Raw genomic sequence first — 19,692 nt, forward strand, 5'->3', positions numbered from 1 at the left:
CTCAGGCGGCCTCGCGCCGGAAGAAGGCGCGCACGGTCGGGTGGTCGCTGTTGTCGCGCAGATCGCGCGGGTTGCCCTGCGCGATCATGCCCTGCGCGGTCTTGTCGAGCATGATGCAGCGGTCGCCGATCGCCAGGATGGATTGCAGTTCGTGCGTGACGACCACGAAGGTGGTGCCGGTGTCGCGCGCGATCTCCTTGATGAGGTCATCGAGCCCGGCCGAGGTGATCGGGTCGAGGCCCGCGGAGGGCTCGTCCAGGAACAGCAGCGGCGGGTCGAGTGCGAGGGCGCGCGCGATGCCCGCGCGCTTGGCCATGCCGCCGGAAATCTCGGCCGGCAGCCGGCCGGCCGCATCGCCGAGCCCGACCAGGCCAAGCTTCGAACGCGCCAGCGCCTCCCGCGCCGGGCGCGGCAGGCGCGTGTGTTCCTCGATCGGCAGTTCCACGTTTTCGGCCAGGGTCATGCTCCCGAACAGCGCGCCGGACTGCCACATGACACCGATGCGCTGCAACAACGCGCGTCGCGCGGCATCGTTTGCCGCCGTCAGTTCCTCGCCCAGCAGCCAGGCATGTCCGGCGGCCAGCGGCACCAGCCCGATCAGCGCCTTGAGCAGCGTGGACTTGCCGCAGCCCGACCCGCCCAGGATGACGAAGATTTCACCTCGCCGCACCTCGAAGGACACGTCCTTGAAGATGGTGCGCCCGCCGAAGGCAACGGCCAGGTCCTCGGCCCGGATGACAGGGTCCGACGGTACGCCGGTCTCGCGCGGCCGATTCAGCTCTCCGGGCCCTTCGGCCCTCCGACCATCGGACACGCCGGTCTCGCGCGGCCGATTCAGCTCTCCGGGCCCTTCGGCCCTCCGACCATCGGACACGCCGGTCTCGCGCGGCCGATTCAGCTCTCCGGGCCCTTCGGCCCTCCGACCATCGGACACGCCGGTCTCGCGCGGCCGATTCAGCTCTCCGGGCCCTTCGGCCCTCCGACCATCGGACACGCTCAGATCCCCAGCCGGAAGAACAGCACGGCGAACACGCCATCCATCGCCACGATCGCGACGATGCCGCCGACCACCGCGGCGGTCGCCGCATCGCCTACCGCGCGCGGACCCCGCCCGGCGGACAGCCCCGCGCGGCAGCCGATGCCCGCGATCACCAGGCCGAAGCAGGCCGCCTTGAACAAGCCGCCCACCAGGTCCTGCAAGGACAACCACTGCTGCAACTGCCCCTGCACGGCGGCCCAGGGATAGCCCAGCGTGTTCATGATCAGCGTCATGCCGGCCAACCCTGCCAGCGACATCAGCAGTGCCAGCACCGGCATCACCAGCGTGGCCGCGACCAGGCGCGGCAGCACGAGCATCGCGGTCGGGTCGATGCCCATGATCTTCAACGCGTCCACTTCCTCGTTCACCGTCATGGTGCCGAGTTCGGCCGCGAAGGCCGATCCGGTGCGCCCGGCCATCACCACGCCGGCCAGCAGCGGCCCCAGTTCGCGCAGAAGTGAAATGCCCACCAGGTTCGGCACGAAGACCTCGGCCCCGAAGCGCCGCAGCGGGATCGAGGACTGGTAGGCCAGGATCACGCCGATCAGGAAGCCGAGCAGCAGCGTGAGCGGAAAGGCCCGCGTGCCGACCTCGTCCAGGTGGCGCAGCAGGTCCTGCCAGCGCAGCAGCCTTGGGCGCGCCAGCACGCGGCCGGTCGTGACCACCGCCTCGCCCAGGAAGGCAACGCCCTTCAGCGATTCCCGCGCGCGGTCCACCGTCGCGCGGCCGACCGCGGTGATCGGCCGCCACGCGGCGGGCACCTTCGGTGGCGGCGGCGCCGCGGCAAGTGCACGCCGGGTGCGGTCCAGCAGGGCGGCAACCTCGGGCGCGGCGCCCCGGGCTTCGGCATCGGGCGCGGCTTCGAGCAGCAGCACGGCACCGGCGGTGTCGATGGCTTCCAGGGCCGACAGGTCCAGCACCGCGACGGGCCCGCCCGCAGCAGCCGTCATGGCCGCGGGCCAAAGCCGCGCCGCGGCCGCGGCGTCGATCCGCCCGGTCGCGGTCAATACGCGCGCGCCGCCATCCTCCGCGAGGTCGAGCCGCGCCGCGGGCAGGTCTGCCAGGGTTCCGTCCATCGGTCGCATTGCACCCGTCCCGGTCGCCAGGGCAAGCCTTTCCTGGTCAGGCCAACAACGCGTGAATCAGCACCGCGGCGGCAACCGACACATTCAGGCTTTCGACCGGCCCAGCCGCCGGCAGGGTCACGCGCAGCCTGCAGGCAGCGACGGTGGGTGCCGCCAGCCCGGTTTCCTCGTTACCGAGCACCAGCATCAGCGGCAGGCCGGGCGGCACCTCGGCGGGCGGTACGCCACCGCGCGGCACGGCGGCGATGCTCACGACACTCGGTGGCAGGCCGCGCAGCAGCAGCGGCAGGTCGGTGGCACGGAACAGGTCCAGCGCCTCCAGCCCGCCCTCGGCGGTGCGGAAGGCCGCATCCGACAGCCCCGCCTGCCGCGGGTCCCCCGACAGAACCAGCGCGCGGCAGCCGAAGAAGGCGGCAGATCGCGCGATGGCGCCGAGGTTGTGCGGATTGCCGATGCCGTCCAGCACCGGTGTCACGCGCGCGCCCACCACGGCGGCGGGCAGCGCGCGCGGGTCGATCGCCGGCACCGCGCGCGGCACCGCGAGCGCGACGATGCCGCCATGGTGCTGCGTGCCGGCGACGCGCGCGAGGTCGGCCGCCACCACCTCGCGATACGGGCGTCGCGACCGGGCCAGCAGGGCGCAATGCGGGCCGGCCTCGCGCCGACGCTCGGCCGTATGGAACAGGCGCATCACATCCTGCGGGCGTCGCGCAAAGAGCGCGGCGACGGCGGCGGGGCCGCAGTGACGGTCGAGATCGGCCGCGCGGGTCACGCGCTGGCGAGGTCGAGCAGGCGGCGATGCAGCGCGTCCGGGATCTCGAGGCCCTGCACCCGTGCCTGGGCGGCGAGCGCGTCGCGCCGGCTGCCAGGCAGCCGCACGCCGTCTTCCGCTGCCATGGCGGCAACGAAGGCCTCGATGCGTTCGGCAAAGGCACCCGCGCCGCCGAGCGCACCCGGATCGACCACCAGCAGCGCCTGGCCGAGGCGCGGGCGGTTGCCCTCGTCGGTGAAGAAGCTGTCCGCCTCGAAGCCGAAGGCCGCGCCGGTCAGGGCGCAGCACAACAATTCCACCACCATCGCCAGCAGCGCGCCCTTGGTGCCGCCCATCGCGAGCATCGCACCGGACAGCGCAGCGTTCGGGTCGGTGGTCGGACGGCCTTCGGCGTCGAGCGCCCAGCCTTCGGGAATGGCGCGCCCTTCCTTCGCCGCGACCATGATCTTGCCGCGCGCCACTTCCGACAGCGCCATGTCGATGACCAGCGGCGGCGCGGCGCCGCGCGGGAAGGCGGCGGCGACCGGGTTGGTGCCCATCAGCGGCCGTCGTCCGCCCGGCACCGGCATGGCGGCCGGCGAATTGGTGAAGGCGAGCGCGACCAGGCCCTGCCGCGCGAGGCGCGCGACCGGCAGTCCCATCGCCCCCGAATGATGCGAATTGGTCACGCCCGCGATGGCGATGCCATGCGCACGCGCGCGCCAGGCGGCTTCGGATTCCGCCAGCGCCAGCGCCGGATACGCCAGGCCATGGCCGGCATCGACCAGCACCGCGCCGCCGCGTTCGTTGACGATGCGCGGGGTGGCGCTGCCATCGGCGCGGCCATTGCGCAGGAAGGCCGCGTATTGCGGCACGCGCGACAGGCCGTGGCCGGGCTGGCCGGTGGCCTCGGCGGCCGCGAGCGCCTGCGCGGTGGCGGCGGCCATGCCCGGATTGGCGCCGGCGATCGCGAGCGCGCTGCGCGCCAGGGTCTCGGCTTCGGTGAGGGAGAGATGCATCAGTCCGCGCGCAGTCCTGCTTCCTGGATCAAACGCGCCCAGCGCGCGGTTTCTTCCGTGACGAAGGGCAGCGAGCGCGCGCGGTCCCAGGCCTCGACCGTGAAGCCGCCATCGCGCGCGCGGCGCGACACGTCGGCGTCGCGGATGGCGGCGAGCGTGTCGGCTTCGATCCTGGCCAGGATGGGCGCGGGCACCGCGGCGGGCACCATCATCGCGGTCCAGTTCGTCATCTCGAGCGTCGGCTGGCCAGCTTCCTTCACCGTCGGCACCTCCGGGATGAGCGGGTGGCGTTCGGCCGATGTGACCGCCAGCGGGCGAAGGCGCCCGCCCTGGATCTGCGCGATGCATTCGGGCAGGTTCGACACCATGACATCGAGGTTGCCGGCCGCGAGGTCGGTGACCGACGGCGCGCCGCCACGATAGGGCACATGGGTGATGTTGTCCCCCGCCCCCGCTGCGCGCCTCAGCAATTCCAGCCCGAGATGCGGCGGCGACCCATTGCCCGACGACCCGCCATTGAGCCGGCGCGTGCGAGCCTGCTGCACCAGGTCGGCCAGGCTGCGCGCAGGGTTGCGTTCGGCGTTCACGACCACGACCAGCGGCAACGACCCGAGCACACTGACGGTCGTGAGGTCGCGCCGGAAATCATACGGCGCATTCGGGAACAGCGTGGCGTTCACCGTATGCGTCATGGTCACGGCGAGCAGCGTGTGGCCATCCGGCGCGGCCTTGGCCACTGCATCGGCGCCGATCAGTGCATTGCCGCCGGCGCGATTCTCTATGACCACGGGGCGGGACCAGATCTCGGAAAGCTTCTGGCCGACCAGCCGCGCCATGATGTCGGTGAGGCCGCCCGGCGGGAAGGGCACGACGTACCGCACCGGCCGGTCGGGGAACGGCGCCTGGGCGCGTGCGGCGGCGGGCAGCAGCGCGGCGGGCGCGGCCAGGATGTGGCGTCGGCGGATCATGGTTGTGGCCTCCCGTGGCGGTGTTTGCGGAAGGCTAACGCGGAAACTGCGGGGGACGAAACCGGCGGCGCCCCGGACTGCCGGGGCGCCGCGCGGGCATGTCACGCGCTTTCGTACAGGCGCGTGAGGGAGAATTCCCGATGGCCGAGGATCTCGGCCGCCGTGTGCTGTCCGTCTGCGGTGCGGATGATGCAGTCGATCAGCGCCTCGCCCGCCTCGTCCATGTTCATCCGCTTCTGCAGCAGCCCGGTCACGTCGACGTCGATGTGCTCGGACATGGTGCGCTGCGTGCGCGGGTTCGCGGTCAGCTTGATGACCGGCACGATCGGGTTGCCGATCACGTTGCCCTGGCCGGTCGGGAAGGTGTGCACCGCGAAGCCGGAGGCCGCGCAGAGCGTGACCATCTCCGCCGCCGCGGACGACGAGTCCATGAACCACAGCCCCGGATGCGTCGGCTCCTCCGCCTTGTCCAGCACGCCATCGACCGTGCACTTCTTGCCGATCTTCTGGATGTTGCCGAGCGCCTTTTCCTCGATGGTGGTCAGCCCGCCCTCGATGTTGCCCTTGGTGGGCTGGCTTTCGGAGAGGTCGGAGGTCTTGTTGGCCTCGACCACCGCCTGGTAGCGGTCGAACATGCGCATGAATTCGGCGCGGATCTCGGGCGTCTTGCAGCGCGCGGCCACCAGGTGCTCACCGCCGGTCAGTTCCGTGGTTTCGCCGAAGACCAGCGTATTGCCGTTCTCCCACAGCTTGTCGAAGGAATTGCCGACGGTCGGGCAGGACCCGAGGCCCGAGGTCGTGTCGGACTCACCGCACTTCGTCGACACCCACAGGTCGACCATCGGCGCGCGGGTCTTCTTGAGCGCGGTCGCGTACTTCACCATGCGATAGGCGGCGCGCGACGCATTCGCGATGGTCGCGATGTCGCCGTTCTGCTCGATGGCGAAGAACTCGACCGGCTTGCCCGTCTTGGCGATGCCCTCGGCCACCTTGCCGGCCCAGCCGAGCTCGATCCCGATCACCACCACCGCGGCGACGTTCGGGTTGCAGCCGGTGCCGATGATGGTGCGGAAATGCAGGTCGAGGTCGGCGCCGAACTGCAGCCGCCCATAGGCATGCGGGATCGCGAGCGTGCCCTGGATGTTGCGCGCGACACCTTCCGCCGCGGCGTTCGAGATGTCGTCCACCGGCAGGATGAGCACGTGGTTGCGCACGCCCATGCGGCCATTGTCGCGGCGCCAGCCTTCGAAGGTGGCGTTCTTCAGGTCGATGCCCATGGCCTTACCACCGCTTCGTCTTGACGTTGTGTACGTGCAGATGCTCGCCCGCGCCGATGTCGGCCACGGCCTTCCCGATATCCACGCCGTACTTGATGATGGTGTCGCCCTTCGCGATCGCGCGGATCGCGACCTTGTGGCCGATCGGGATGTCGGACTTCGCCGGGAATTCGATCATCCGGTCCTGGTCCATGATCCAGCCATTCAGCGTCTGGCCGGACTTGATCCCCTCGACGACCACGACACCGACGGAATCGCCTTCGTCATGAACGCAGAAATGCACGGTCATCGTGCGTGCTCCTCCCCGAAAACAGTGGGCGGACGCTAGAAGGGGGCGCGGGGCCGGTCAAATGCGGCGCTACGCCCCGGTCAGCCGACGGGACGTTCGTCGGCGATCACCTTCCCGTCGTTGGGCAGGCTGCCTGGCGACACCACTTCCACGGCACCGCGCAGCCGCGTCACGGCCTGCAGCGAGGCCGCCAGGGCATCGACCAATCCTTCCGCCCCCGCGGCTTCCACCCGCAGCGCCATCGCGTCCTGTTCGCCGATGCGCGTGATGACCAACCGCAGCCGCCCGACCCCCGGGTGGCGCGCGGCGATCTCCGCCACCTGCTCCGGCCGCACGAACATCCCCTTCACCTTCGCCGTCTGGTCGGCACGGCCGCGCCAGCCCACGATGCGCGTGTTGGTGCGCCCGCAAGGCGAGGCGCCCGGCAGCACGGCCGAAAGGTCGCCCAGCGCAAGCCGCAGTACCGGATGGGCGGGGTCGAGCACGCTCACCACCACTTCACCGACCTCGCCATCCGGCACCGGGTCGCCGGTGCCGGGGCGCACGATCTCCAGCAGCACTTCCTCGGCCACGACCAGCCCCTCGCGTGCCGGCGTCTCGTAGGCGACGCAGCCGAGATCGGCCGTGCCGTACATCTGGTAGGCATCGATGCCGCGTGCGGCGATCTCGGCCTGCAGCGACGGCGGAAAGGCGGCACCCGACACCAGCGCGCGCCGGATGCACGACACGTCGCGCGCCCCGGCAGCGTCGAGCAGGATCTTGAGGAAATCCGGCGTCCCAACATAGCCCGCCGGCCGGAACGCCGCGACAAGGTCGAGTTGCGCCTCGGTATTCCCCGGCCCCGACGGGATCACGGCGCAGCCCAGCGCCCGCAGACCGCCATCCATGATCCAGCCGCCGGGCGTCAGGTGGTACGAGAAGGTGTTCAGCGCCACGTCGCCTGCCCGGAACCCCGCGGCGAAGAAGGCGCGCGCCATGTGCCACGGATCGGCCCCGGCGCGTTCCCCCTCGAAGATCGGCCCTGGGGAGGTAAACAGCCGCGCAAAGGCCCCCGGCGGATCGGCGACGAAGCCGCCGAAGGGTGGGTCCGCCTTCTGCGCCGCCGGTAGGTCTGCCTTGCGCAGCACGGGGATCCGCGCCAGCGCCGCGCGGTCCGTCATCCCGGCCGGATCGATGCCGGACAGCCGGGCCGCCTGCGCCGGTGCCTGCAGGGCCGCCGCCACGACCAGCGGCAGCCGCCGCGCGACCTCGGTCGCGCGCGCCGCGGCATCGCGGGTTTCCTGCGCATCCATGTGATCGGCCATCGAATCCCTCCCGCCCGCGGGGCTTCACCGGCCCCTGCCGCCATGGCACACCATCGCAGCACGCGCACGGAGAGGGAAACACCATGGCCGGCGTCTTCTACTACGATGGCACTTGGTCCACCGAGGAGCCGAAGGTGATCGGCCCGATGGACCACGCCTTCTGGCTGGGCTCCGTCATCTTCGACGGCGCGCGGGCGATCAGGGGCTGGGCGCCGGACCTCGAGCGCCACGCCGCGCGCTGCGTGGCCTCGGCGAAGTCCATGCTGATGAAGCCGACCAAGACGCCCGACGAGATCGAGGCGCTGTGCCGCGAGGGCATCCGCCGCATGGGTCCCGATGCGGAACTCTACGTCCGCCCGATGTTCTTCATCCGCAAGGGGCTGGGCGCCGCGCGGCCCGACCCGGACAGCACGGATTTCATCCTGTCCATCTACGACAGCCCGATCCCGCAATGGGCCGGCTTCTCCGCCGTGATGGCGCCGTTCCGCCGCCCCGCGCCGGACATGGCGCCGACCGATGCGAAGGCGTCGTGCCTGTATCCGAACGGCGCACGGGCTTCGCACTACGCGGCGGCGCAGGGCGCGGACAACGCCGTGATGTGCGACGCGCTCGGGCATGTCGCGGAATTCGCCAGCGCGAACCTGTGGTTCGCCAAGGACGGCCAGGTCATCACGCCTGCGGTGAACCACACCTTCCTCAACGGGATCACCCGCCAGCGCGTCATGCGCCTGTTCCAGGATGCCGGCGTGAGCGTTCAGGAACGTGCGGTGAAGCCGGCGGAGCTCGATGCGGCGGACGAGATCTTCTCCACCGGCAACTACGCCAAGGTGCAGCCCTGCACGCGCTACAATGGGCGCGACATGCAAATCGGGCGCTTCACCACCCAGGCGCGCGACCTGTACTGGCGCTGGATGGAAAGCGCGCCGAAGGTCGTCTGATCCATGCAGCGGCCTTGATCCCGGCGATCGAGGCCGCGCGCATGGTTGCGTCTTTCGCGGGCAGCCCGCCACCGCCACTGCACTGCTGATGACCTTCGGCCGTGCGCCCATGCCCGCTGCGTGTGCGTCACCCGATGGACACCCCCGCATCCTGGGTGTTGGATTGCGCCGCTGACCTGCGCGCCGCCGTGTCGGGCATGGCGATCGCCCGCGGGTCGCGACGGAGCATCCGCATGGCATCCCCGCGCAAGATCCGCCTCGGCGTCTCGATGATCGGCATGGGCTACCACCTGGCGGCCTGGCGGCATCCGCAGGCCTCGGCCGGCGGCAACATGGAATTGCAGCACGCCGTGCGCGTGACGCAGGCCGCCGAGCGCGGGCTGCTCGACATGGCCTTCCTGGCCGATGGCGTGGGCATCCGCTTCAACGACGTGCCGAAGGGCGCGTTGTCCCACACCTGCAAGAACGTGCAGTTCGAACCGCTGACGCTGCTGAGCGCGCTGGCGATGGTGACGAACCACGTCGGCCTCGTGGCGACGGCATCGACGACCTACAATGAGCCCTATCACATCGCGCGGAAATTCGCCTCGCTGGATCACATCAGCGGCGGACGCGCGGGATGGAACGTGGTGACCAGCGCGACCGACATGGAGGCCCAGAATTTTGGCCTGGTGGGCGCGCCACCGAAGACCGGGCGCTACGACCGCGCGGTGGAATTCGTCGAGGTGGTGAAGGGCCTGTGGGATTCGTGGGAGGACGACGCCTTCATCCGCGACCAGGCGAGCGGCCTGAACTACCACCCCGACAAGGTCCATCCGCTGCATCACGAGGGGAAGCATTTCCGCGTGGCCGGGCCGCTCAACGTGCAGCGCACGCCGCAGGGCCGCCCGATCATCGTGCAGGCCGGTGCGTCGGAGGACGGGCGCGAGCTCGCCGCCGCGACGGCCGATGTGGTCTATGCCGCGGCACAGACACTGGAAGACGCCCGCGCCTATTACACCGACGTGAAGGGGCGCATGGCGAAATACGGTCGCGAGCCCGGGCAGCTCAAGATCATGCCCGGCATCATGGCGGTACCCGGCCGCACGCGGCAGGAGGCGCAGGACAGCTACCAGGTCCTGCAGGACCTGGTGCAGCCGGTGGTCGGGCTCGGCGCGCTGGCGAACTACCTGGGCGACCTGTCGGACCACGACCTCGATGGCCCGGTGCCCGAACCGCCCGCCGGCGCGCGCGACCACAGCCGCGGACAGATTTTCCTCGAGATGGCGCGGCGGGGGAACCTGTCGATCCGGCAATTGTACCTGTCGATCGCCGGCGGCAACGGCCACCGCACGGTGGTCGGCACGCCGGCCGACATCGTCGACGCCATGGAGGAATGGTTCCATGGCGAGGCCGCGGACGGCTTCAACCTGCTACCGCCCTGGCTGCCCGGCGGGCTGGACGACGTCGTGGACCAGGTGATCCCGGAGATGCAGCGGCGCGGACTCTACCGCACCGCATATGAGGGCAGGACCTTGCGCGAGAACCTCGGACTCGACTGGCCGGAACACCCGGCTGCGGCGCGTCGGCGTGCAGCGGTGGCCCAGGCGCTCGGGAGCGCGGCGCAATGAAGCGGCTGCTGCTCGCGCTATTGGTCGCCTGCGCCGCGCCAGCGCAGGCGCAGACCTTGCGCATCGGCATGAAGGCGGCGGTGGACGGGTCCGACCCGCACCAATCCTACAGCCCGAACCGCAACGTGCAGATGCATGTATACGAATCGCTGGTGAACCAGGACCAGTACCTGCAACCGCTGCCGGGCCTGGCGGAATCCTGGCGCGTCATCGACGACACCACCTGGGAATTCCGCCTGCGGGACGGCGTCGCCTTCCACGACGGCACGCCGCTGACCGCGGCGGATATCGCCTTCTCGCTGCGCCGTGCAGCGGATGCGCGCGGGCTGCGGACCTACAGCGCGCAGCTCCGCAGCTTCGCCTCGGTCGAGGAGGTGGACGCCCGCACCGTCCGCATCCGCACCCGCGGGCCGGCACCGCTGCTGCATGTCAACCTTACCACCATCATGATCGTCTCCGCCGCCGCGGTTGGCGCGAATGCGACCGAGGAGGATTTCAACGGCGGGCGTGCCGCGGTCGGCACCGGCCCCTATCGCTGGGTGCGCTTCACGCCGGGCAGCGATGTGACGCTGGAACGCGCCCCGCGCCACTGGGGGCCGCCGGAACCCTGGCAGCGCGTGGTGTTCCGCTTCATTCCGAACGACAGCGCGCGCGTCTCCGCGCTGCTGGCCGGCGATGTGGACGTGGTGGATGCCGTGCCCCCCGCGCTTTACGGGCGCGTGCGCAGCGACCAGCGGTCGCGGCTGCATACGGCAACATCCGCCTTCAACCTGTACATGTACATCGACAGCGGGCGGGAGCGTTCACCCTTCGTGACCGGCGCGGATGGCCAGCCGCTCGACCGCAACCCCCTGCAGGATCGCCGCGTGCGCCTGGCGCTGTCGCACGCCATCAACCGCGCCGCTCTGGCCGAACGCGCGATGGAAGGCGGCGCCGAGGCCGCCGGGCAGATCGCCCCGCAGGGCTTCATGGGCCACGTGCCGGGGCTGCCGATCCCGACCTTCGACCCGCCGCGTGCCCGCGCGCTGCTGGCCGAGGCCGGCTACCCGCAGGGGTTCGGCCTGACCATCCATTGTACGTCGGACCGGTTCGCCGGTGATGGCCGTACATGCCAGGCGCTGGGCCAGATGCTGACGGCCATCGGCATCCGCACCGAAGTGGAGGCGATCCCGTCCAGCATCTTTTTCCGCCGCGCCAACCGCGCGCCAGCGGCGGGCGGGCCGGAATTCTCGGTGTCGATGTCGATGTTCGCCTCGACCACCGGCGCGGCATCGGAGGGCATGAACAACATCCTGCGCACCTACAATCCGGACCTGAGCCACGGCCCGGCCAATCGCGGCCGCTATTCGGATGCGACGTTGGACGGGCTGCTCGGACAGATCGAACGCACGATGGATGACGCGCAGCGCGAGGCATTGACCCAGCAGGCGGTGCGCCGTGTGATGGAGGAAGCGGCGATCGTGCCGATCTTCTTCGTGCGATCCGGATGGGGCACCGCGCGCAACCTCACGCTGATACCGCGGGGGGACCAGTACACCATGGCGACCGGCATCCGCGTCGCGCGTTGAGAGGGCACACCATGGCCAAGAAGCAGCTCAAGCTCGGCGCCTTCCTGAGCGTGCCGGGCAACCACCTGGCCGGCTGGCGCCACCCGGATGCGGCGGTGGAATCCGACATGGATTTCGGCTGGTACATGCGCCTGGCGCAGACGGCCGAGAAGCACCTGTACGACACCATCTTCTTCCAGGACACGGTGGCGGTCGGCGGGTCGGATGCGCTGAAGGCCGGCGACCTCACGCGCACACGGCTGTCGCGCATCGTCAAGCTGGAACCCACGGCCTGCCTGGCGGCGCTGGCCATGGGCACGACGCATATCGGCCTGGTCGCGACCGCCACCACCACCTTCAATGAGCCCTACAACATCGCGCGCCGCTTCGCGACGATCGACCACATCAGCAAGGGCCGCTGCGGCTGGAACCTGGTGACGTCCCAGATCGAGGACGAGGCCGGCAACTTCAACCTCGACACCCATGTGGACCACGCCGCGCGCTACGAACGCGCCATCGAGTTCTACGAGGTGGTGGCCGGCCTGTGGGATTCCTGGGAAGCGGACGCCTTCCTGCGCGACAAGGGCAGCGGCGTCTGGTTCGACCGCGACAAGATGCATTTCCTCGACCACCACGGCGCGCATTTCCATGTGCGCGGGCCCCTGAACGTCTCGCGCACGCCGCAGGGGCGACCGGTGGTGGCGCAGGCGGGCTCGTCCGAACCCGGGCGCGAACTCGCCGCGCGCACGGCGGATGTGGTGTTCACCGCGCAGACCGAACTGGATGCCGCGCGCGATTTCTTCGCCGATGTGAAGGGCCGCACAGCGAAGTACGGACGCTCGCCGGACGACATCAAGATCATGCCCGGCATCACGCCCGTCATCGGCCGCACGATGGAGGAAGCGCAGGAGAAGTACGACCAGCTGCAGTCCCTGCTGCCCGACGATGTCGCGCTGGCCGCACTCGCGCGCTTCACCCGCGGCGTCGACATCTTCTCCTACCCGCTGCACGGGCCGATGCCCGACCTGCCGGAAGCCAATTCCGCCAAGTCGCGCCAGAAACTGATCATGGACATGGCGCGCAAGGGCAACCTGTCGCTGATCCAGACCGCGCGGTCGGTCTCCGCCGCGCAGGGCCACCGCGTGCTGGTCGGCACGCCGGACTACATCGCCGACGAACTCCAGGAATGGCTGGAGAAGGACGCCGCCGACGGCTTCAATGTGATCTGTAACTACTACCCGAAGCCCTTCGAGGAATTCTCCGAGCTGGTGATCCCCGAGCTCCAGCGCCGCGGCATCTTCCGCACGGCCTATGAAGGCACGACGCTGCGCGAGAACCTCGGCCTGCGCGTGCCGGAGAACCGCCACACCCGCGCGCGCCGCGCGCAGGCGGCGGACTGAACGCGCTCAGGGCCGGTGCAGCCGCGCGCGTTCGCGCGTGACGGTGCGCCGCCCACGCTTGTAGGCCATCAGCACCGGCGCCACGGTGCGAAGCGCCATCTCCGGCGTCTCGGCATCCAGCACCACCAGGTCGGCCGGGTTGCCGACCGCCACGCCGTAGTCGTCCTGGCGCAGCAGGCGCGCGGCGTTCGTCGTCGTCATGTCCCACACCGCTCGCACCTCGGAATCCGACCCGCGGTTGGTGACGATCGCCTGCATGTTCGCCTGGCGCAGCAGCTGCCCGTCGCCGAAGGGCGTGAAGGGGTTGAGGATGTTGTTCGACGCCACGGTGCACAGCACGCCCTGCTCGGCCAGGCGGTTGGCGTCCACCACGTTGCGCGGCGCATTCGCCTCGACATGCCGCCCGCCCAGGTACAAATCCGTCGCTGTCAGGATGGTCGCTGCCACGCCGGCATCCGCCATGCGCTTCGCCACCTTGTCCAGCGCGGGCCACGGCATCGCCGCCAGCTTCGTGACATGCCCGACGGCGACGCGCCCGCCCCAACCGTACTTCTCCGTCAAATCGCAGACCAGCAGCGTGTCCAGCTCCTCGGCCGAGGTGCCGCTGTCGAGGTGCATGTCGATATCCACGTCGAACTCGCGCGCCATCTCGAAGACGCGCCGGATCTGCGCGGCGCGGTCGCTGTCGTAGTTCGGCGCGGCACCCACCACCGTCGCGCCGTTCTTCAGCGCGGCCACCATCAGCTCGTCCGTGCCGGGATTGTTGGTCAGCCCCTCCTGCGGCATGACGCAGATCTCGAGGTCGATCGCCCAGCGGTATTTCTCGATGAGCGCGCGCACGCCCTCGACGCCGCGCAGCCCGACCTTCGGGTCCACCTCGGCATGGGTCCGCATGCGCGTGGCGCCGTGCAGAATGCAGTTCTCGATGGTGCGCGACGCGCGTTCGGTCACGTCCTCGACCGTGAAGGTGTGCTTCACGGCCGAGACGGCCTCCATCGCACCATGCGGGAAGCGCTGCCGGCCGCAATCGCAGCGCGCCAGGATGCAGGATTTGTCGAGGTGGATATGCGTCTCGACGAAGCCGGCGCTCACCACGCGCCCACCACCCTGCGCTTCCTCCGGCGCGGTCGTGTCCAGCCGCGGCGCGATCGCCGCGATCCGCCCGCCCGCAACGCCGATATCCATCGCCGGATCGCCCGGCTTCGCATCGGGCAGGCGCACGTCGCGCAGGATCAGGTCGAGTGGCATGGCGGTCTCCGGCGGAATCGTCGCGATCGAACCACGCGGGCTGCGCAGCGTCCATGGCGTGACTTCGCACTGCGCGCCCCTGGCGCGACTTTGCCCTGCGCGCCCCTGGCGCGACGCTTGCTTACTCCGCGCCATCCTGGTCCCATCCCGCCGGAGGCTCCCATGACCCACGCCACGCGCCGTGCCCTGCTGCTCGCCGCCGCCGCGCTGCCCGCCGCACCGCGCCTCGCCACCGCGCAGGCCTGGCCGCAACGTCCCATCCGGTGGATCGTGAACTTCCCGCCCGGCGGTGCGGCCGACATCCTTTCGCGCACGCTCGGCGAATACTTCGGCAACCGACTGGGGCAGCCCATCGTCATCGAGAACCGCCCGGGTGCGGGCGGCATGCTCGGCGCCGATATCGTGGCCAAGGCGCGCGGCGATGTGCACACGGTGATGATCTCCTCCGCCGCATCGCACGGCATCGGCCCGGTGCTCTATGCCAACGTGCCCTACGATCCGCTGGCGGATTTCACGCATATCCATTCGGTCGGCACCTTCCCCTCGGTGCTGATCGTCGGGCCGAATGTCGCGGCGGCGAATGTCGCGGAACTCATCGCCCTGGCGCGCGCCCGCCCCGGCGAGATCACCTACGGCTCCGGCGGCAACGGCACGATGAACCATCTGATCGGGCAGTTGCTCGCGCGCGCCGCGGGCATCAACTTCATCCACGTGCCCTATCGCGGCTCCGCCCCGGCGATGACCGACGTGATGGGCGGGCAGATCCCCGCGCTGATGGAAAGCGTGCCGACCGCCATGGGCAATATCCGCGGCGGCCGTATGCGTCCGCTCGCGACAAGCGAGGCCGAGCGCTCACCCGCCCTACCCGAGGTGCCGACCTTCGCGGAACTCGGCTTCCCTGGTGTCACCTCCACCAACTGGTTCGGCTTCTCGGCCCCCGCCGGCATCCCGCCCGAGATCGCCGCGCGCTGGGAAAACGAAATCGCCGCCGCGCTGGCGAGCCCCCAGGTGCGCGAACGCTTTGCAGGGATCGGCGTGCGCCCCGGCACGCTGGGTGCGGCCGCCTATACCGCACTGATCCGCGAGGAACTCACGCGCTGGCGCGAGGTGATTCGCGCCGGAAACATCCGCGCCGACTGAGTCACGGCCGCAGCGGCGCCCCCTCCCCGCGCGCCACGGCGCCGAACACCAGGTCGTTGTGCGCGCCGGCGGCGGGGCCGGTCCAGCGCACCATCTCGCGCGGCGCCACGCCATCGAAGCGGAAGGGCGCGGCGGGGTGCAGCACATCGCCCAGCAGCGGGTCCGCCACCTCCATCACCCAGCCGCGGTCTCGGAAATGCGGGTCGGTCGCGCAATCGGCCATGTCGAACAGGCGCGAGCACGGCACCTCGGCGGCTTCCAGCACCGCCTCGGCGGTCGCGGCGTCGCGCCCGCGCGTCCAGTCCGCAATCGCCGCGTCCAGTTCCGCGACATTCGCACAGCGGCCGGTGTTGTTGGCGAAGCGCGGGTCCTCGGCCATCTCCGGCTTGCCGATCGCGCCCATCAGCCGCTTGAAGATCAGGTCGGAATTGCCCGCGATGCACAGCCACTTCCCATCCGCGCAGGGATAGGTGTTGGTCGGCGCCGCGGTCTTGATCGCGGCGCCCTGCGGCTGCCGCACCCAGCCGAACAATCCGTATTCCGGCAGCATGCCCTCCATCAGCGAGAACACGCTGGACACCAGGTCCACATCCACCACGCGGCCGCGCGCGGCGGGGTCACCCTTGACCTGCCAGCAGGCCGCCACCACCGCCATGGCGCAGTACATGCCCGCCAGGTCGTCGCTGATCGAAACCCCGCAACGCGGCGGCGGGTAGTCGGTCTGTCCCGGGTTGGCCGTGAGGTGCCGCAGCCCGCCCATCGCCTCCCCGATCGCGCCGAAGGCCGGCTTGTCGCGATACGGCCCGCCCTGCCCATAGCCCGAGATGCGCCCGATGATCAGCCGCGGATTGGCCGCGTGCAGCACATCGGGACCGAGCCCGATGCGCTCGAGGTAGCCGGCACGGAAATTCTCCACCAGCGCATCGGCACGTTGCAAAAGCGCGACCAGCTTCTCGCGGTCGGCCGGCTTCTTCAGGTCCAGCGTGACGCTCAGCTTGTTGCGCCCATGCACGCTGAACCACACGGCATGCCCTTCGACGCTGCTGCCCCAGCCGCGCACCGGGTCGCCATCCGGCGGCTCCACCTTCACCACCTCCGCGCCGAGGTCGGCCAGCAGGCGGGTCGCGAAGGGCGCGGCGATGTAGTGGCCGAGCTCGACGATCTTCAGCCCCGCAAGGGGCAGGTTCGGGGCTTGGGTCATGGCCAACCCATACGCCGGATCGCATCGGCGGAAAATCGCGCGGCGGGAAACGCTTCGGCAAGCACCCCGGATGCATGGTCCTGATCAAGGCGCCGCGGCGCCTGTCTCCCTCGTGGCACGGGTCCTCCCTCCCGATGCTCGCGCCCGGCGCGCCGGGCGGAAAACTCCGGGGCGGGGCCCGTGGTCCCGCCCCGCCCTTTTTGCGCAGCCGCTGCACAAACGTGATGAAGTCGCCCGGCACGCACCGCTAGGCTGTCGCGGTGTGATCCCGCCGCAGGAGCCGCCATGTCGCCCGACCAGACCCGTGTCGTCCAGGCCACCTGGCAGCAGGTGGTGCCCATCGCCGATACCGCCGCGACGCTGTTCTACGATCGGTTATTCGAGATCGACCCCAGCACCCGACCGCTGTTCAAGGCCGAGACGCTGCCCGAGCAGAAGCGCAAGCTGGTCACCATGCTCAACACCGTGGTCACCAGCCTGCACGAACCCGAGAAGATCGTGCCCGCGGCACAGGCGCTGGCCCGCCGCCATGTCGGCTACGGCGTCGCGGCCGCGCAATACGACAGCGTCGGCGCCGCGCTGCTCTGGACCCTCGGCCAGGGCCTGGGGGATGCCTGGACGCCCGAGGCCGAAGGCGCCTGGACCGCGGCTTATACGCTGCTCTCCGGCGTCATGCGTGACGCGGCCTGACGAAGGCGGAAGGCACCGTCATGGCAAAGAAGTTTAACAAGGGCTCTGCGCCCTACCTGTTCGATGCCGACACCTCATGGTGCACCGGGGACACCAGCGGCGAACTCCAGTCCAAGGGCTTCGGCAGCTGCGTCGGCCTGGTGCTTTGGTGCAGCTCGACCAAGGTCGGCATGGTGGCGCACTTCTCCGGGTCGCTGGGCGAGCCGACCTATCACCAGAAGGCCCGCGACGACGCCAAGGAGATCCTGCTCGCCATGGTCGCAACGCCCAAGGCGGAATGGGATGCCTGGGTCTTCGGCGGAACGAGCCTCGCGACCGCATCCACATCGAAAAGCACGCTGGATGCGCTCGACCTCAAGACCAGCACGAAGGGGCAGACGGAGACGCTGATCGACCTGGTGCGCGACGAGCTCGGCAAGGATGCGAATTTCGACATCGCCGAACACGTCGCCGGCTACGAAGGTCACTCCGCGGTCAAGCTCGACCTCGCATCCGGTGCCGTCACGTTCAGCTGACAGCGGCGGGCGGTTCCCCCCGCCAGCCATTTGCGGCAGGGTCCCGGGAGAATGGCCGAAGGACCCACCCGCATGACCGACGACGACGCCCTCGCCAGGGCCGCAGGGCTCGGCGACCCCTGGCGCGGCCGCGCGGCCGAGATCGCCGAGGCTGTTGCCCATGCGCGCCGCCTGGCCGGCGCCTTTCCCCGCCCCGCCGACGAGACCGCAGAACCGATGCCCGCTTTCGCCGTGCCTCAGCCCAAGGCCGCGCGCGCATGACCGCGCCCGAGGACATGACGCTGGCCGAGGCCTCGGCCGCCATCAAGCGCCGCCGGATTTCGCCGGTCGAATACCTCGATGCGCTGCGCGCGCGCTTCGATGCGTTGGAACCTCGGCTCAACACCGCCATCCGCCCGCTCTGGGACGAAGCCCGCGTCGAGGCGCAGAAGGCCACCCGGCGCATCGCGCGCTCCGGCCCGCGCTCGGCGATCGACGGCCTGCCGGTCGGGCTCAAGGATATCATCGACCTCAAGGGCCACCCGACCACCTGCCATTCGCGCCACCTGCTCGACAACATGAAGCAGGCGGACGCGGCGGTGGTCGCGCGGCTGCGCGCCGCCGGCGCGGTATTCCCGGCCAAGCTCGCCACGCATGAATTCGCCATCGGCGGGCCGGCCTTCGACCTGCCTTTCCCGCCGGCCCGCAACCCCTGGAACACGGCGCATCATCCGGGCGGGTCGTCATCCGGTTCGGGCTCGTCGGTCGGCGCCGGCATCCTGCCGGCGGCGCTGGGCACCGATACCGGCGGGTCGGTGCGCCACCCGGCCAGCCATTGCGGCATCGTCGGCATGAAGGCGACCTACGGGCTTGTGTCGCGTCGCGGCGTGTTTCCGTTGGCCTTCACGCTGGACCATGTCGGGCCCATGACGCGCGACGTGACGTCCAACGCCATGCTGCTGAACGCCATGGCCGGGCATGACCCAGCCGATCCGGGCAGTGCCGCCGTGCGCGCGCAGAACTACGCGCGGTCGCTCCGGAAAGGGCTGCGCGGCCTGACCATCGGATATGTCCGCCACTTCCACGAGACCGACCAGCCCGCGACGGCCGAGGTCGCCGCCGCCCTGGACGCCGCCGCGAAGCTGATGGCGAAATTGGGCGCGAAGGTGAAGACCGTGACGCTGCCGCGCCTCGGGGATTTCGCTGGCGTGAACCGCGCCATCCTGATGGCGGAATCCGCTGCCATCCATGGACGCTGGCTGCGCGAGGCGCCGGAGGGCTATTCCAACCTCACGCGCAAGCGCCTCGCCCCCGGCCTGTTCGTGCGTGCCGAGGACTACGTGAACGCGCAGCGCCGCCGACGCGAACTGGTCGCCGCGGTCGAGGCCACGCTGGCCGACTGCGACGTCCTGCTGACCGCGAGCAGCATGGACCCCGCCTGCCGCATCGACGACCCCGAGGCGGTCGAGATCACCTATCCCCGCCAGGCGCGCACGCCCTTCAACGTGACCGGCCATCCGGCGCTGACGCTGATGTGCGGGATCTCGCAGGCGGAGGGCCTGCCGCTGTCGCTGCAGCTGGTCGGGCGCTACTTCGACGAGGCCACGATCTACCGCGCCGCCGCAGGGTTCGAGGCAGCCGCCCCCTGGAAGGACCGGCGGCCGGCGCTCTAGGCGCCGCTCGCCGTCATCC

At 70.4% G+C, this 19,692-nt stretch carries 19 protein-coding genes; 9 read left to right on the forward strand and 10 right to left on the reverse strand.

Going from position 1 to position 19,692, the window contains the following annotated elements:
* Position 1 precedes the first annotated feature (1 nt).
* The 8 genes from MWM08_RS23310 to MWM08_RS23345 all read right to left on the reverse strand — a co-directional run bounded on the left by MWM08_RS23310 (position 2) and on the right by MWM08_RS23345 (position 7,732).
* On the reverse strand, positions 2 to 778 hold the full coding sequence (locus MWM08_RS23310; protein WP_244460018.1) for an ABC transporter ATP-binding protein: 777 nt from the start codon (positions 776 to 778) through the stop codon (positions 2 to 4).
* Between the two features lie 218 nt (positions 779 to 996).
* A complete protein-coding gene (locus MWM08_RS23315; RefSeq protein ID WP_244408907.1) occupies positions 997 to 2,115 on the reverse strand; it encodes an ABC transporter permease in 1,119 nt (372 codons plus the stop codon).
* Positions 2,116 to 2,161: 46 nt separating this feature from the next.
* Positions 2,162 to 2,896 (reverse strand): TrmH family RNA methyltransferase, encoded by a 735-nt coding sequence (locus tag MWM08_RS23320; RefSeq protein ID WP_244408908.1) that lies wholly within the window; start codon positions 2,894 to 2,896, stop codon positions 2,162 to 2,164.
* Positions 2,893 to 3,894 carry an Ldh family oxidoreductase gene (locus tag MWM08_RS23325; RefSeq protein WP_244408909.1) on the reverse strand — a complete coding sequence of 334 codons (1,002 nt, stop codon included), beginning with the start codon at positions 3,892 to 3,894 and terminating at the stop codon, positions 2,893 to 2,895. The genes MWM08_RS23320 and MWM08_RS23325 overlap by 4 nt, the downstream gene beginning before the upstream one ends.
* Positions 3,894 to 4,862 (reverse strand): tripartite tricarboxylate transporter substrate binding protein, encoded by a 969-nt coding sequence (locus MWM08_RS23330; protein WP_244408910.1) that lies wholly within the window; start codon positions 4,860 to 4,862, stop codon positions 3,894 to 3,896. The genes MWM08_RS23325 and MWM08_RS23330 overlap by 1 nt, the downstream gene beginning before the upstream one ends.
* A 101-nt stretch (positions 4,863 to 4,963) precedes the next feature.
* Complete coding sequence (locus tag MWM08_RS23335) at positions 4,964 to 6,139, reverse strand: UxaA family hydrolase (protein WP_279323220.1); 1,176 nt, start codon at positions 6,137 to 6,139, stop codon at positions 4,964 to 4,966.
* A gap of 4 nt (positions 6,140 to 6,143) precedes the next feature.
* Complete coding sequence (locus MWM08_RS23340) at positions 6,144 to 6,428, reverse strand: UxaA family hydrolase (protein ID WP_244408911.1); 285 nt, start codon at positions 6,426 to 6,428, stop codon at positions 6,144 to 6,146.
* Between the two features lie 80 nt (positions 6,429 to 6,508).
* Positions 6,509 to 7,732: a phenylacetate--CoA ligase family protein gene (locus MWM08_RS23345; RefSeq protein WP_244408912.1), complete on the reverse strand. Its 1,224-nt coding sequence runs from the start codon at positions 7,730 to 7,732 to the stop codon at positions 6,509 to 6,511.
* Between the two features lie 83 nt (positions 7,733 to 7,815).
* Here MWM08_RS23345 and MWM08_RS23350 point away from each other — a divergent pair, with 83 nt between their 5' ends.
* The 4 genes from MWM08_RS23350 to MWM08_RS23365 all read left to right on the forward strand — a co-directional run bounded on the left by MWM08_RS23350 (position 7,816) and on the right by MWM08_RS23365 (position 13,227).
* Positions 7,816 to 8,670 carry a branched-chain amino acid aminotransferase gene (locus MWM08_RS23350; RefSeq protein WP_244408913.1) on the forward strand — a complete coding sequence of 285 codons (855 nt, stop codon included), beginning with the start codon at positions 7,816 to 7,818 and terminating at the stop codon, positions 8,668 to 8,670.
* Positions 8,671 to 8,804: 134 nt separating this feature from the next.
* Positions 8,805 to 10,280, forward strand: coding sequence for an LLM class flavin-dependent oxidoreductase (locus MWM08_RS23355; RefSeq protein ID WP_244408914.1), 1,476 nt, complete (start codon positions 8,805 to 8,807; stop codon positions 10,278 to 10,280).
* Positions 10,277 to 11,848, forward strand: coding sequence for an ABC transporter substrate-binding protein (locus MWM08_RS23360; RefSeq protein WP_244408915.1), 1,572 nt, complete (start codon positions 10,277 to 10,279; stop codon positions 11,846 to 11,848). Before MWM08_RS23355 ends, MWM08_RS23360 begins: the two co-directional genes overlap by 4 nt.
* Before the next feature lie 11 nt (positions 11,849 to 11,859).
* The gene (locus tag MWM08_RS23365) at positions 11,860 to 13,227 is read left to right on the forward strand and encodes an LLM class flavin-dependent oxidoreductase (RefSeq protein ID WP_244408916.1); all 1,368 of its coding nucleotides are present in this window, start codon (positions 11,860 to 11,862) and stop codon (positions 13,225 to 13,227) included.
* Between the two features lie 6 nt (positions 13,228 to 13,233).
* On the opposite strand, the gene MWM08_RS23370 is transcribed toward MWM08_RS23365, so the two are convergent.
* Positions 13,234 to 14,475 (reverse strand): amidohydrolase family protein, encoded by a 1,242-nt coding sequence (locus tag MWM08_RS23370; RefSeq protein ID WP_244408917.1) that lies wholly within the window; start codon positions 14,473 to 14,475, stop codon positions 13,234 to 13,236.
* A 162-nt stretch (positions 14,476 to 14,637) separates the two neighbouring features.
* On the opposite strand from MWM08_RS23370, the gene MWM08_RS23375 reads away from it, so the two are divergent.
* The gene (locus tag MWM08_RS23375; protein ID WP_244408918.1) at positions 14,638 to 15,615 is read left to right on the forward strand and encodes a Bug family tripartite tricarboxylate transporter substrate binding protein; all 978 of its coding nucleotides are present in this window, start codon (positions 14,638 to 14,640) and stop codon (positions 15,613 to 15,615) included.
* A 1-nt stretch (position 15,616) separates the two neighbouring features.
* On the opposite strand, the gene MWM08_RS23380 is transcribed toward MWM08_RS23375, so the two are convergent.
* Positions 15,617 to 16,816, reverse strand: a complete 1,200-nt coding sequence (locus MWM08_RS23380) for a CaiB/BaiF CoA transferase family protein (RefSeq protein WP_244408919.1) — start codon at positions 16,814 to 16,816, stop codon at positions 15,617 to 15,619.
* A gap of 285 nt (positions 16,817 to 17,101) precedes the next feature.
* On the opposite strand from MWM08_RS23380, the gene MWM08_RS23385 reads away from it, so the two are divergent.
* The 4 genes from MWM08_RS23385 to MWM08_RS23400 all read left to right on the forward strand — a co-directional run bounded on the left by MWM08_RS23385 (position 17,102) and on the right by MWM08_RS23400 (position 19,673).
* A complete protein-coding gene (locus tag MWM08_RS23385; protein ID WP_244408920.1) occupies positions 17,102 to 17,506 on the forward strand; it encodes a globin family protein in 405 nt (134 codons plus the stop codon).
* A 20-nt stretch (positions 17,507 to 17,526) separates the two neighbouring features.
* Positions 17,527 to 18,021 carry a hypothetical protein gene (locus tag MWM08_RS23390; protein ID WP_244408921.1) on the forward strand — a complete coding sequence of 165 codons (495 nt, stop codon included), beginning with the start codon at positions 17,527 to 17,529 and terminating at the stop codon, positions 18,019 to 18,021.
* A 72-nt stretch (positions 18,022 to 18,093) separates the two neighbouring features.
* Positions 18,094 to 18,282, forward strand: a complete 189-nt coding sequence (locus tag MWM08_RS23395; protein WP_244408922.1) for a hypothetical protein — start codon at positions 18,094 to 18,096, stop codon at positions 18,280 to 18,282.
* The gene (locus MWM08_RS23400) at positions 18,279 to 19,673 is read left to right on the forward strand and encodes an amidase (RefSeq protein WP_244408923.1); all 1,395 of its coding nucleotides are present in this window, start codon (positions 18,279 to 18,281) and stop codon (positions 19,671 to 19,673) included. Before MWM08_RS23395 ends, MWM08_RS23400 begins: the two co-directional genes overlap by 4 nt.
* Positions 19,674 to 19,692: the final 19 nt, after the last annotated feature.

It is taken from the genome of Roseomonas fluvialis, from assembly GCF_022846615.1.
GTDB lineage: Bacteria > Pseudomonadota > Alphaproteobacteria > Acetobacterales > Acetobacteraceae > Neoroseomonas > Neoroseomonas fluvialis.

Excerpts from the sequence above, each read along its gene's own strand:
- MWM08_RS23385 (WP_244408920.1), top strand. The coding sequence starts at position 17,102 with ATGTCGCCCGACCAGACCCGTGTCGTCCAGGCCACCTGGCAGCAGGTG.
- MWM08_RS23370 (WP_244408917.1), bottom strand. The coding sequence starts at position 14,475 with ATGCCACTCGACCTGATCCTGCGCGACGTGCGCCTGCCCGATGCGAAG.
- MWM08_RS23340 (WP_244408911.1), bottom strand. The coding sequence starts at position 6,428 with ATGACCGTGCATTTCTGCGTTCATGACGAAGGCGATTCCGTCGGTGTC.
- MWM08_RS23325 (WP_244408909.1), bottom strand. The coding sequence starts at position 3,894 with ATGCATCTCTCCCTCACCGAAGCCGAGACCCTGGCGCGCAGCGCGCTC.
- MWM08_RS23345 (WP_244408912.1), bottom strand. The coding sequence starts at position 7,732 with ATGGCCGATCACATGGATGCGCAGGAAACCCGCGATGCCGCGGCGCGC.
- MWM08_RS23335 (WP_279323220.1), bottom strand. The coding sequence starts at position 6,139 with ATGGGCATCGACCTGAAGAACGCCACCTTCGAAGGCTGGCGCCGCGAC.
- MWM08_RS23360 (WP_244408915.1), top strand. The coding sequence starts at position 10,277 with ATGAAGCGGCTGCTGCTCGCGCTATTGGTCGCCTGCGCCGCGCCAGCG.
- MWM08_RS23390 (WP_244408921.1), top strand. The coding sequence starts at position 17,527 with ATGGCAAAGAAGTTTAACAAGGGCTCTGCGCCCTACCTGTTCGATGCC.
- MWM08_RS23330 (WP_244408910.1), bottom strand. The coding sequence starts at position 4,862 with ATGATCCGCCGACGCCACATCCTGGCCGCGCCCGCCGCGCTGCTGCCC.
- MWM08_RS23400 (WP_244408923.1), top strand. The coding sequence starts at position 18,279 with ATGACCGCGCCCGAGGACATGACGCTGGCCGAGGCCTCGGCCGCCATC.
- MWM08_RS23375 (WP_244408918.1), top strand. The coding sequence starts at position 14,638 with ATGACCCACGCCACGCGCCGTGCCCTGCTGCTCGCCGCCGCCGCGCTG.
- MWM08_RS23365 (WP_244408916.1), top strand. The coding sequence starts at position 11,860 with ATGGCCAAGAAGCAGCTCAAGCTCGGCGCCTTCCTGAGCGTGCCGGGC.
- MWM08_RS23350 (WP_244408913.1), top strand. The coding sequence starts at position 7,816 with ATGGCCGGCGTCTTCTACTACGATGGCACTTGGTCCACCGAGGAGCCG.
- MWM08_RS23395 (WP_244408922.1), top strand. The coding sequence starts at position 18,094 with ATGACCGACGACGACGCCCTCGCCAGGGCCGCAGGGCTCGGCGACCCC.
- MWM08_RS23380 (WP_244408919.1), bottom strand. The coding sequence starts at position 16,816 with ATGACCCAAGCCCCGAACCTGCCCCTTGCGGGGCTGAAGATCGTCGAG.
- MWM08_RS23315 (WP_244408907.1), bottom strand. The coding sequence starts at position 2,115 with ATGGACGGAACCCTGGCAGACCTGCCCGCGGCGCGGCTCGACCTCGCG.
- MWM08_RS23355 (WP_244408914.1), top strand. The coding sequence starts at position 8,805 with ATGGACACCCCCGCATCCTGGGTGTTGGATTGCGCCGCTGACCTGCGC.